At 73.7% G+C, this 10,969-nt stretch carries 9 protein-coding genes; 4 read left to right on the top strand and 5 right to left on the bottom strand.

Translation table 11 applies throughout. The features are described from left to right. The first annotated feature begins 80 nt into the window (after window positions 1–80). Window positions 81–1,283 carry a cytochrome P450 gene (locus GGQ55_RS18275; RefSeq protein WP_179719142.1) on the top strand — a complete coding sequence of 401 codons (1,203 nt, stop codon included), beginning with the start codon at window positions 81–83 and terminating at the stop codon, window positions 1,281–1,283. A 7-nt stretch (window positions 1,284–1,290) separates the two neighbouring features. Here GGQ55_RS18275 and GGQ55_RS18270 read toward each other — a convergent pair whose 3' ends face one another. Beyond that, entirely contained in the window at window positions 1,291–2,043 is a 753-nt protein-coding gene (locus GGQ55_RS18270) for an MgtC/SapB family protein (RefSeq protein WP_179719140.1), read from the bottom strand. Window positions 2,044–2,071: 28 nt separating this feature from the next. Continuing rightward, entirely contained in the window at window positions 2,072–3,868 is a 1,797-nt protein-coding gene (locus GGQ55_RS18265; RefSeq protein ID WP_179719138.1) for an AMP-binding protein, read from the bottom strand. A 30-nt stretch (window positions 3,869–3,898) separates the two neighbouring features. Between GGQ55_RS18265 and GGQ55_RS18260 the strand changes: the two genes are divergently transcribed. Further along, window positions 3,899–4,357, top strand: a complete 459-nt coding sequence (locus tag GGQ55_RS18260) for a DUF3237 domain-containing protein (RefSeq protein ID WP_179719136.1) — start codon at window positions 3,899–3,901, stop codon at window positions 4,355–4,357. On the opposite strand, the gene GGQ55_RS18255 is transcribed toward GGQ55_RS18260, so the two are convergent. From GGQ55_RS18255 to GGQ55_RS18245, 3 genes are all read right to left on the bottom strand, one after another. Further along, entirely contained in the window at window positions 4,315–5,745 is a 1,431-nt protein-coding gene (locus GGQ55_RS18255) for a carboxylesterase family protein (RefSeq protein WP_179719134.1), read from the bottom strand. The two genes, GGQ55_RS18260 and GGQ55_RS18255, sit on opposite strands and share 43 nt — an antisense overlap. Continuing rightward, window positions 5,742–7,091, bottom strand: coding sequence for an MFS transporter (locus GGQ55_RS18250; RefSeq protein ID WP_179719132.1), 1,350 nt, complete (start codon window positions 7,089–7,091; stop codon window positions 5,742–5,744). Before GGQ55_RS18250 ends, GGQ55_RS18255 begins: the two co-directional genes overlap by 4 nt. 335 nt (window positions 7,092–7,426) lie before the next feature. Then, window positions 7,427–8,089: a TetR/AcrR family transcriptional regulator gene (locus GGQ55_RS18245; protein WP_366489652.1), complete on the bottom strand. Its 663-nt coding sequence runs from the start codon at window positions 8,087–8,089 to the stop codon at window positions 7,427–7,429. Between the two features lie 118 nt (window positions 8,090–8,207). On the opposite strand from GGQ55_RS18245, the gene GGQ55_RS18240 reads away from it, so the two are divergent. Beyond that, window positions 8,208–9,089, top strand: a complete 882-nt coding sequence (locus GGQ55_RS18240; protein WP_179719130.1) for a shikimate dehydrogenase — start codon at window positions 8,208–8,210, stop codon at window positions 9,087–9,089. Next, the gene (locus GGQ55_RS18235) at window positions 9,079–10,935 is read left to right on the top strand and encodes a bifunctional sugar phosphate isomerase/epimerase/4-hydroxyphenylpyruvate dioxygenase family protein (RefSeq protein WP_179719128.1); all 1,857 of its coding nucleotides are present in this window, start codon (window positions 9,079–9,081) and stop codon (window positions 10,933–10,935) included. Before GGQ55_RS18240 ends, GGQ55_RS18235 begins: the two co-directional genes overlap by 11 nt. The last annotated feature ends 34 nt before the right edge of the window (window positions 10,936–10,969 follow it).

Below are 10,969 nucleotides of genomic sequence, written 5' to 3'. Positions count from 1 at the left end.
GTCGCGGCCCATGTTTGCCGAATCCATGACTGCCGTCAACAGTCTGGCGAAAATGTCGAGAATCGGGTCTACTGCTCCCCATGACCCCGGACGACGCTCGCCGCGCTGACAACGACTTCGACCCGGTGCGCCCGGGCGAGACCTTCACCAGCGCGCACGAGGAGTTCGCCGAGCTGCGCCCCCGCTGCCCGATCGCCCGCAGCCAGGAGTACGGCGGTTTCTGGGCCGCGCTGGGCTACGACGAGGTCCTGTCGGTGATCACCGACATCGAGCACTTCACGACGTCAAAGCAGAACGCCATCCCCAAGTTCGCCTTCACCGGCGTCCGCCCGCCGCTGCACCTGGACCCGCCGGAGCACATGGCCTACCGGCGGGTGATCAACTCCTTCTTCACCCCGCCGAAGATGCGGGCGATGGAGCCGAAGGTGCGCGCGGCCGCCGTCGAGCTGCTCGACCCGCTGGTCGACGCGCGCTGGGTCGACGTCTGCAAGCAGTACGCGCACAAGCTGCCCGCGCACGTCTTCGCCGAGTTCTTCAACCTCAACGTGGAGGTGTCGGAGGAGATCAAGACGGTCAGCGGCACCTACGTCGACGCCATCCAGGTGCTCGACCACGAGGTGGTCAAGAAGCTGAGCCGGCGGCTCTACGAGATCGCGCAGCAGATCATCGACGAGCGCAAGGGCGGCGGCTACGACCCGGCCGAGGACCTCACCGCGGCGCTTCTGGCGTCGGAGTACCAGGGCGGCCCGCTGCCGGCGGACATGGTGCTCGGCTGCGTGCGGCAGCTGATCGTGACCGGGATGGTCGCGCCCAGCGTCTTCATCGGGAACATGTTCGTGCACCTGTCGCGCGACCCCGAGCTGCAGGACCGGCTGCGCCGGGACCCGGCGCTGATCCCGGCTGCGGTCGAGGAGTTCCTGCGGCTGTACTCGCCGTACCGGGGCATGGCCCGCACCGCCCGCGAGGACGTCGTCCTGTCCGGGCAGCTGATCCGCAAGGACGACCCGATCGCGCTGGTCTACACCTCGGCCAACCGCGACGAGCGGGTCTTCCCCGACGGCGAGTCCTTCGTGCTGGACCGGGAGAACATCGCCTCGCACATCTCGTTCGGCCGCGGCACGCACAGCTGCCCCGGCGCCCCGCTGGCGCGGATGATGTTCCGGATCACCCTGGAGGAGGCGCTGGCCCGCAGCGCCACGTTCCGGCTGGCCGGCGAGCCGGAGATGGCCATCTGGGCCGAGTGGGGCACCCGTTCGGTGCCGCTGGACTTCGTCCGGGCCTGATCCGCCGCTACTCGGTCTCCTCCTCGGCGCGGGAGACCTGCAGCACGCCCGTGGTGCTGCCGAGCACGCCGGCCGCCGCGGTGACGTCGGGGCCGCTCAGACCGAGGGTGACGGCCACTCCCCGACCGCGGTGGCCGTCGCCGTCCAGCAGGTCGGCGACGCCGTCGTCCTGCCGGTCGTCGACGGCGAGGTCGTGGACCACCCAGTTGCGCCGGGTGCACTCGGCCAGCATGGCCCGCAGCACCCCCTGCTGGTCGGCGTAGGCGACCCGGAGCCGGACGCTGTCGCGTCCGGCCGACGGCAACCGCCCGGCGACCCAGGTGTAGCCGAGGACGACGACGAAGTGCAGGACCGTGACCACCACGGCCAGGAGCGGCAGCCCCGCGCCGGCGGCCATCCCGATCGCCGCGGTCTCCCAGACGGCGGCGGCGGTGGTCAGGCCTCTCGCCGTGCCCCGGCGGGTGATGATCAGCCCCGCCCCCAGGAATCCGATGCCCGACACGATCTGCGCGGCCACGCGGGACGGGTCCAGCACGACCCGGTCGCTGGTCAGCACGTCGGTGAAGCCGTACTTGCTCACCAGCAGGAACAGCGCCGAGGCCGTGCCCACGATGGCCTGGGTGCGCAGCCCCGCGCTCTTGCCCCGCAGCTGCCGTTCCAGACCGATGAGCGAAGACAGCACGAAGGCCACGAGCAGCTCGGTGATCTGCACCCAGCCCTGGCCGGTGGGCTCGCTGAAGGCCGCGGCGACGACGTCCATCCCCGGCCACTACCCCTGCGCGGCCCGGTCAGCCCACGACGCGGCGCACGACCCGTCGCGGAAGGGGGTCGGCGGACAGCTGCGCGGCGAGGTCGGCCCGGCGGTCGCGGACGGCGGCCTGGTTGACGTAGCCCTTGTCGGTGATCTCCCCGGCGTCGAGCTGCGGCGGCTCGGTGAGCACCAGCAGCCGCTCGACGTGCTGCGAGGAGCCGCCGCCCTCGTCGGCCAGCCGCTGCATCGTCGCGGTCAACTCTGCCCGCAGCGACTGCTCCGGCACGCCGTCCGCGTCGACCCGGCCGGCGTGGGCGGGCGCGAGCCACACCATCGCCGTCACGCAGTCGCCGTCGGCGCCGCACGGCACCGCGTCGGACAGCAGCCCGGCCGACGCCGACAGCAGCCGGGGCCGCAGCGTGCCGACGGAGACGAAGGTGCCGGTGGCGAGCTTGAAGTCCTCAGCGATCCGGCCGCGGAACACCAGCCCGGCGGCGACGTCGTCGGGGTCGGCGAGCGCGACGGCGTCACCGGTGCGGAAGAACCCGTCGGCGTCGAACGCCGCGGCGGTCAGCTCCGGCGCCCGGTGGTAGCCCCGGGTCACGTTCGGGCCCTTCACCCGGATCTCGGTCTTCTCCCCCACCGGCACCAGCGCGATCTCGACCCCCGGCAGCGGTACGCCGAGCACGTCGCTGCGGGTGATCGGGTAGTGCGCGGAGGTGGCGGCGGGCGCGGTCTCGGTCAGCCCCCACGAGGTGGTCATCCGCATCCGCCCGCCGTGCCGTGCGTTGAGCGACTCCAGCCGGTCCCACAGCTGCTGGGGCAGCGCGGCGGCGGCGAAGAAGCCCAGCCGCAGCCGGTCGAGGAAGGCGCGGGCGAGCTCGGCGTCGTCCTCCAGGAGCGGCAGCAGCGAGGCCCAGCCCGCGGGCACGTTGAAGTAGAGCGTCGGCCGGACGTCGGGCAGGTTGCGCGCGGTGCGGCCGATCAGCGGCGGCGCCGGGCGCCCGTCGTCGATCCACAGCGAGCCGCCGAAGGTCAGCACCATGTTCAGGTCGTGGTTGCCGCCGAACGTGTGCGACCAGGGCAGCCAGTCGAGCAGCACCGGCGGCTCGTCGTCCAGGAACGGCCACACCTGGCGCATCTGCTGCTGGTTGGCCGCGAGCATCCCGTGGGTGTTGACCACGCCCTTGGGCGAGCCGGTCGAGCCGGAGGTGAAGAGGATCTTGGCGATGTCGGTGCGCTCCAGCGCGGCGCAGCGGCGGTCGACCTCACCGGTGGGGTCGGCGCCGAAGGTCTCGAGGTTCAGCACGCCGTCCCGGCTGAGCACCTCCCGGCCCTCGGCCACGGCGGCCACCGCCGCGGCGAAAGTCGCGTCTTCTGCCACGACGACGGCGGGTTCGACGAGGTCGGCCATCGCGCGCAGCTTGGCGTGGTCGGTGCTCTGCAGCGAGTAGGCGACGCTGACCGGCACCACCGGCACCCCGACGGTCAGCGCGCCCAGGGTGGCGACCAGGTGCAGGCGGCTGTTGCCGGACAGGATCATCACCGGGCGGCCGGTCAGCCGCCGGTCGAGCAGCCCCTGCGCCACCCGGTCGGCCTGCGCGCGCACCTCGCCCCACGTGGAGCTCGCCCACTCGCCGTCCGGCCCGCGCTCGGCCACCAGCAGCCGGTCCGGGTGCGCGTCGGCGTGCGCCCGGAACGCGTGGACGACGCTGACCGGGTGCTCGCCCAGCGGCTCGGTGGAGCGGATCACCAGCCGGCCGCCGGGGCGCTGCTCGGCCTCGATCCGCGGGACGGCGAACGGCACCGGCCGCTCGGTGGTCGGCGTGCTCATGGGCGGGATGGTCCTCCCTAGAGTCGCGATGTGCCCGACGCCCCCGCACTGGTCCACGTCCTGCACCTCGAGGTCGAGGTCGCCGCGCCGATCGAGGTCGGCCGGCTGACCTCCGGACTGCGCCGGGTCGTGCCGATCACCGGCGGCACCGTGTCCGGGCTGTTCACCGGCCGGGTGCTGCCCGGCGGTGCCGACATCCAGCTGATCCGGAGCGACACCGAGTCCGAGGTCGAGGCGCGCTACCTGCTGGAGAGCGACGACGGCGAGCTGGTCACCGTGCACAACAGCGGCCTGCGGACCGGCTCGGCCGAGGACATCGCCCGGCTGCGCCGCGACGAGCCGGTCGACCCGGCGCGGATCTACTTCCGCAGCACGCCGCGCTTCGAGACGGCGTCCCCGCGGCTGGCCCGGCTGATGACGCACGTGTTCGTCGGTACCGGCGCCCGTCAGCCGACCTCGGTCACCTTCGACTTCTTCCAGGTGTCGTAGCGCGCCGCGGACGGGGCGGACCGCACGTGGCTGATCGCGTCGAACAGCTGCGTCGGCCGCTCGTCGGCGTCGTAGATCCGCCAGCCGGGGCTGCCCTCGGTGACCGTGCGCAGCACCGCCGACTGCAACGCCTCGGTGACAGCGAGGTCGGCCGGCGTCATGTCCCCGCCGGGGCGCTGCAGGAGCGGCCGCTCGACGAACCGCGGCGGCCGCGCCCACAGGCACGCGTTGTCCGCGCCGTGCGACGGCCCGAGGACGTCGAACGGGGGCAGCGACGGTGCGTGGTCGAACCGGCTCAGCCACGCCCGGCCACCCGCCCGCGCCTGGGCCTCGGCCAGGTCCTCGACCGGCCGCACCCACATCTCGTCGGTGAGCAGCGCCTGCAGCGGGTCCTCCCCCGCGCCGGCCGTGCGCCGGTACACGTCGAGCAGCCGGCCGAAGGCGGCCTCGCCCAGCCGTCCGCGGGCGGCTGCCGTCGCGACCCCGGCGCCGCCGGCGAGGAAGCCGGCCATCTCGTCGCGGCACCAGCCGAACCACAGCGCGGTGTCCCGCAGCTCGCCGGAGGCGACCAGGTCCGCAGGCTGCGCCCGGACGACGGCCCCGTCGAGCACCGGCGCGAAGACCGCCCCGCCGACGGCAGACGACGCCCGGGACACCCGGCGGGCGGCGGCCATCACCGACGCTGCCGGCACCGCGGAGAGCTCGTCGCGGGGGACGTCCAGCTCGGCGAGCACCCGCCCGGCGACGTCCGCCGACTCCTCCGGCGACACCGGTGCGCCGCCGACGGACAGCGCGATGACGGCCCGTGCCCGCCGTCCGGCCCCGGTCGCGAGCAGCGCGCACACCAGGCTGGCGCCGGCCGACTGGCCCATGAGCGTGAGCCGGTCGGGATCGCCGCCGAACGCGCCGATCTCGCGCGCCACCCAGTCCAGCGCCGCGACCAGGTCGGTCATCGCCGGGCTCGGTTCCGGCCGGTCCGCCGTCCCGAGCTGTAGGAAGCCGAAGGGCCCCAACCGGTAGCTGACGGCGACCACGACGGCGGGACCGTGGGCCGCCAGGTACGAGCCGTCGTAGTCGGCCGCGGCGCCGGTGAGGAAGGCGCCGCCGTGCACCCAGACCAGCACCGGCAGCGGGCCGCTCGCCTCTGCCGGGGCGTGGACGTCGAGCGTCAGGCACTGCTCCGTGCCGGTGAGCGTGCCGTCGGGCAGGAACTGGACGCCGACCGGGCCGGGGCGGCCGGCGTCGAGCGGCTCCGTCCACGCCGGCGCGGGCCGGGCCGGGCCGAACCGGTCGGCGGTGGCGTACGGGATGCCGCGCCAGCTGCGGACACCGCCGACGACCGGGCCGGAGACCGGCCCGGTCGTCGTCTGCACCTGGGAGCGCCTCACGCGGTGGCGAGCGCGCGCTCGAGCTCCTGCGCGGGCTTGCCGCCCAGCTCCGCGGTCGGCACGTGCGCCGTCTCGCGGGCGGTCAGGGCGCAGAGGCCGGCCACGGTGGCCGCGCCGGCGGTGAGCAGCGCGACCGGGATCCACCCGCTGCTGCCCTCGCCCACGATGGCGGCCGCGATCGCCGGCGAGAAGCCGCCGAGCGCGAAGCCGATCTGCGTGCCGATGGCCATGCCCGAGTAGCGCACCCGGGTGTCGAACATCTCGCCGTAGAACGACGGCCAGGTCGCGTTCGCCGCGGAGTACACGATCCCCGACAGCAGCAGGCCGAACAGGAAGATCAACGGGAAGTTCTTCTGCTGCAGCGCCCAGAGGAACGGGAAGGCCAGCGCGGCCGAGCCGAACGCGCCGAAGACGAACACGGGCTTGCGGCCGATCCGGTCCGACAGCCGGCCCCAGAACGGGATGGCGCCGAGCGCGATCACGTTGGCCAGCGCCACGACCCACAGGAACGGCGCCTTCTCCATGCCGAGCACGGTGGTGCCCTGGGCGATCGACCACGTGCCGAAGATCGTGCTGACCACCGAGACGAGGGCGCAGAAGATCACCCGGATCACCGACGCCCAGTGGTCGCGGAACAGCACGGCGATCGGCAACTTGGCGACGGCGTCGGCCTGCTCGACCTTGGTGAACTCGGGCGCCTCGGGCAGCGTCCGCCGGACCCAGTAGCCGACCGCGACGACGATCGCGGAGAGGAAGAACGGGATCCGCCAGCCCCAGCTGAACAGGGCGTCGTCGGGCAGCTTGGCGACCGGGATGAAGACGAGGACGGCGAGGATCGCGCCGGCCTGGGTGCCGGTGAGGGTGAAGCTGGTGAAGAACCCGCGCCTGTTCTCCGGTGAGTGCTCGAGGGTCAGCGAGTTGGCCCCGCTCTGCTCGCCGGCGGCCGACAGCCCCTGCAGGACCCGGAGCAGCACCAGCAGGACGGGGGCGGCGATGCCGATCGCGGCGTACGAGGGCAGCGCGCCGATGAGGAACGTCGAGGTGCCCATGAGCAGCAGGGTCAGCACGAGCATCCGCTTGCGGCCGACCCGGTCGCCGAAGTGCCCGATGATCACCGCACCGATCGGGCGGGCCACGTAGGCGACGCCGAAGGTCGCCAGGGACAGCAGCGTGGCCGTCGAGGGGTTGCTCTCCGGGAAGAAGACCTTGGGGAAGACCAGGCCGGCCGCGGAGCCGTAGATGAAGAAGTCGTAGTACTCGAGCATGCTGCCCACGAAGCTCGCGCGGGCGGCCTTGGCGGGAAAGCGCTGCTCGGTGGTGCCACCGGATGCGGTGGTCGCGCTCATGACGGTCTCCAGGGTGTGCCGGCGGCAGCGATGAGGATCGTGCCGGGGGGCGGTCAGCGGTGCGTCGTTGCTCGTGCTGCGCGGCCGGGGTCTCCGGGCCGTCGTCGTCCCAGGGGCTTATGTACCAACTGGTTACGTACCAGATGGTGAGGTGACCGGCGTCACCGTGTCAAGCCGACGAGCCAAGGTCGTGCGAAGCCGCTGGTAGCTGAGTCGGCGCTCGACGACACGGCCGGTGATGTGCGTTCGTGGCGGGTTCTGCGCTCAGAACCCGCCACGAACGCACACCGCTCCTGCCGGGTCGGCTGGAGGCCCGCCCGGCCTACCCGCGAGGATCAGCGGGCGGTGAGCCAGGCGACGACGGCGTCACCGAGCATCCGGCGCTGGTGCTCCCGCCGGTCCGGGTCGAGCATGTCGCGGCCGAAGATCGCGCCGAACGTGTGCCGGTTGGCGGTGCGGAAGACGCAGTAGGCGCTGATCATCTGGTGCACGTCGAGGGCGTCGACGTCCTCGCGGAACAGGCCGGCCGCCCAGCCGCGGTCGAGGATCGTGCCGAGCACGTCGACGGCGGGGTTGGCCAGCCCGGAGAGCACGCCCGAGCGCACGATGTGCTCGGCGCGGTGGATGTTCTCGTTGACCACGAGCCGGATGAACTCGGGGTGCGCCTCGTGGTGGTCGAAGGTCAGCCCGGCCAGCTCGCGGATCGCCTCGACCGGGTCGAGGTGCTCGACGTCGAGCTGCTGCTCGAGGCTGCGGATGCGGCTGTACGCCTGCTCCAGGACGGCGATGTAGAGCCCTTCCTTGCCGCCGAAGTAGTAGTAGATCATCCGCTTGGTGGTGCTGGTCTTCTCGGCGATCTCGTTGACCCGGCCGCCCGCGTAGCCGCGGTCGGCGAACTCCGCCGTCGCCACGGCCAGGATGTCGGCCTTGGTGCGCTCGGCGTCCCGCATCCGCTCGGGCGCGACCACCGGCTCGTCCGGCGTCGGCAGTGCGCTCACGCTGCGCAGCCTACGGCGGACGGCCGCGAGCCGGATCACACCAGGGGCTGGCGCCCGGCCCGGAAGTGTGGTCCCCTCGGTACTAACTCACCAGTTGGTACACAAGCGGAGGTCTCCCGTGTCCCCCAGCTCTCGCGGTTTCCTCGTCGGCCTGGTCGGCACGGGGATCGGCCCCTCGCTCACCCCGCCGATGCACGAGCGGGAGGCCGACGCCCTGGGCCTGCGCTACCTCTACCGCCGCTTCGACCTCGACGAGCTGCGGCTGCCCGCGACCGCCATCGGCGACCTGCTCACGGCCACGCGGATGGCCGGCTACGACGGCCTCAACGTCACCCACCCCTGCAAGCAGCTGGTGCTGGGGCACCTCGACGCGCTCTCCCCCGACGCCGAGGCGCTGGGCGCGGTGAACACCGTGGTGTTCCGCGACGGCCGGGCGATCGGGCACAACACCGACTGGTCGGGCTTCGCCCGCTCCTTCGACCGCGGCCTCGCCGACGCCCCGCTGGACCGCGTGGTGCTGCTCGGCGCGGGCGGGGCCGGGGCGGCCGTCGCGCACGCGCTGCTCACGCTGGGCACCCGGCAGCTGACGATCGCCGACGTCGACGAGCGCCGCGCCCGCGAGCTCGCCGGTTCGCTGGTCAAGCGCTTCGGCCGCGGCCGCGCCGTCGGCACCGGGACCGCGGACGCCCCCGATGCGCTCGCCACCGCCGACGGCCTGGTGCACGCCACCCCGACCGGCATGGCTGCCCACCCCGGCCTGCCGCTGCCGGCCGAGCTGCTGCGGCCCGAGCTGTGGGTGGCCGACATCGTCTACCGGCCGCTGGAGACCGCGCTCGTGCAGACCGCCCGGGCCCGCGGCTGCCGGGTGCTCGACGGCGGCGGCATGGCGGTGTTCCAGGCGGTCGACGCCTTCAAGCTGTTCACCGGGGTGGAGCCCGACGCCGACCGGATGCTGGCCCACTTCGCGCAGCTGATCGGGGACGCCGCCCGTGTCGGCTGAGCCGCGCCGCTCGATCGCCACGGTCTGCCTGTCCGGCACCCTCGAGGACAAGCTGATCGCGGCCGCGGGCGCCGGCTTCGACGGGATCGAGGTGTTCGAGCCCGACCTGGTCGCCGCGCCGTGGTCGCCGCGCGAGCTCGCCGAGCGCTGCGCCGACCTGGGCCTGTCGATCGACCTCTACCAGCCCTTCCGCGACCTCGACTCGACCGACGCCGAGCGCTTCGCGCGGAACCTGCGCCGGCTGGACCGCAAGTTCGACGTCATGGCCGAGCTCGGCGTCGACACGGTGCTGGTGTGCTCCTCGGTCTCGCCCGACGCGGTGGGCTCTCCGGACCGGCTCGCGGAGCAGCTGGCCGTGGCGGCTTCCCGGGCCGGGGAGCGCGGGCTGCGGATCGCCTACGAGGCGCTGGCGTGGGGCGCGCACGTCTCGACCTGGGACGCGTCGTGGGACGTCGTCCGGGCGGTGGACTCCCCCGCGCTCGGGCTCTGCCTGGACAGCTTCCACGTGCTCTCGCGGGCCGGCGATCCGGCCGGGTTCGCCGCTGTGCCCGGGGAGAAGCTGTTCTTCCTGCAACTGGCCGACGCGCCGCAGCTGCACATGGACGTGCTGCAGTGGAGCCGCCACCACCGGCTCTTCCCCGGCCAGGGGGCCTTCGACCTGCCCGGCTTCGTCGCCGCCGTCCTCGCGACCGGTTACGCCGGGCCGTGGTCGCTGGAGGTCTTCAACGACGTGTTCCGCCAGTCGGACCCGGGGCGGACGGCGGTCGACGCGATGCGGTCGCTGCGGTGGCTGCAGGAAGCGCTGGCCGCTGGCTCGCCGTCGTCCGGGCTGGCGGCTCCCCCGCCGGCGCCGCCGCTGTCGGGCTGGTCGTTCGTCGAGCTCGGCGTCGACGGGATCTCCGGGCCGCAGCTGGCCTCGGTGCTGCGCACTCTCGGCTTCGCGCACACCGGGCAGCACCGCTCGAAGCCGGTGCAGCTGTGGGAGCAGGGCGCCGCCCGCGTGCTGCTCAACGACGCCGTCGTCCGGCCTGCTGCCGCCGGTGTCGCGGCGGTGACCGCCCTCGGGCTGGAGAGCGCCGACCCGTCGCTGTCCGCGGCGCGGGCCGAGGCGCTCAAGGCGCCCGTGCTGCCGCGCACCCGCGGTGCCGCGGAGGCCGACCTGTCGACGGTGGCCGCGCCCGACGGCACGCAGATCCTGTTCACCCGCACCGGTCCCGACGGTTGGCCGGCCGACTTCCTGGCCACCGGCGAGACCGCCGAGGACGGCGTCGGGGTGACCGGCGTCGACCACGTGGGGCTGACCCAGCCGTTCGACTCGTTCGACGAGGCGGCGCTGTTCTACCGCGCCGTCCTGGGCCTGGAGCCGCAGACGACGACCGAGGTGGCCGCGCCGTTCGGGCTGGTGCGCACCCGGGCGGTCACCGACGCCGCGCGGTCGGTGCGGCTGGCGCTGTCGGTGTCCGCACTGCGCCGCGGCGGTTGGTCGCCCGGGGTGCCGGAGCCGCAGTACGTCGCGCTGGCGACCGACGACCTGGTGGCGACGGCTGTGGCGCTTCGCGCTGCGGGTGCGCCGCTGCTCGCGTTGCCGGAGAACTACGCCGACGACCTCGACGCCCGGTTCGACCTCGATCCGGCGCTGCTGGCCGCGATCCGGGAGCACGGGCTCATGTACGAGGAGGACGCCTCGGGCGCCTACCTGCACCTGGCCACCGAGGTGCTCGGCGACCGCGTGTTCGTCGAGTTCGTGCAGCGGCTGCGCGGCTACGACGGTTACGGCACGCTCGACGCGCCGGTGCGGATGGCCGCTCACCGCCGCGCCCGCACCCGCGATCTCGCCGTCCGCTGATCCCCCCGCCGATCGCGCCACTTCGGCGCCGCCA

The organism is Petropleomorpha daqingensis (assembly GCF_013408985.1).
Lineage (GTDB): Bacteria > Actinomycetota > Actinomycetes > Mycobacteriales > Geodermatophilaceae > Petropleomorpha > Petropleomorpha daqingensis.
Note: the sequence above shows the minus strand (reverse complement) of the source record. Positions and strands in the feature narration are given on the sequence as shown.

Excerpts from the sequence above, each read along its gene's own strand:
- GGQ55_RS18275 (WP_179719142.1), top strand. The coding sequence starts at position 81 with ATGACCCCGGACGACGCTCGCCGCGCTGACAACGACTTCGACCCGGTG.
- GGQ55_RS18270 (WP_179719140.1), bottom strand. The coding sequence starts at position 2,043 with ATGGACGTCGTCGCCGCGGCCTTCAGCGAGCCCACCGGCCAGGGCTGG.
- GGQ55_RS18265 (WP_179719138.1), bottom strand. The coding sequence starts at position 3,868 with ATGAGCACGCCGACCACCGAGCGGCCGGTGCCGTTCGCCGTCCCGCGG.
- GGQ55_RS18250 (WP_179719132.1), bottom strand. The coding sequence starts at position 7,091 with ATGAGCGCGACCACCGCATCCGGTGGCACCACCGAGCAGCGCTTTCCC.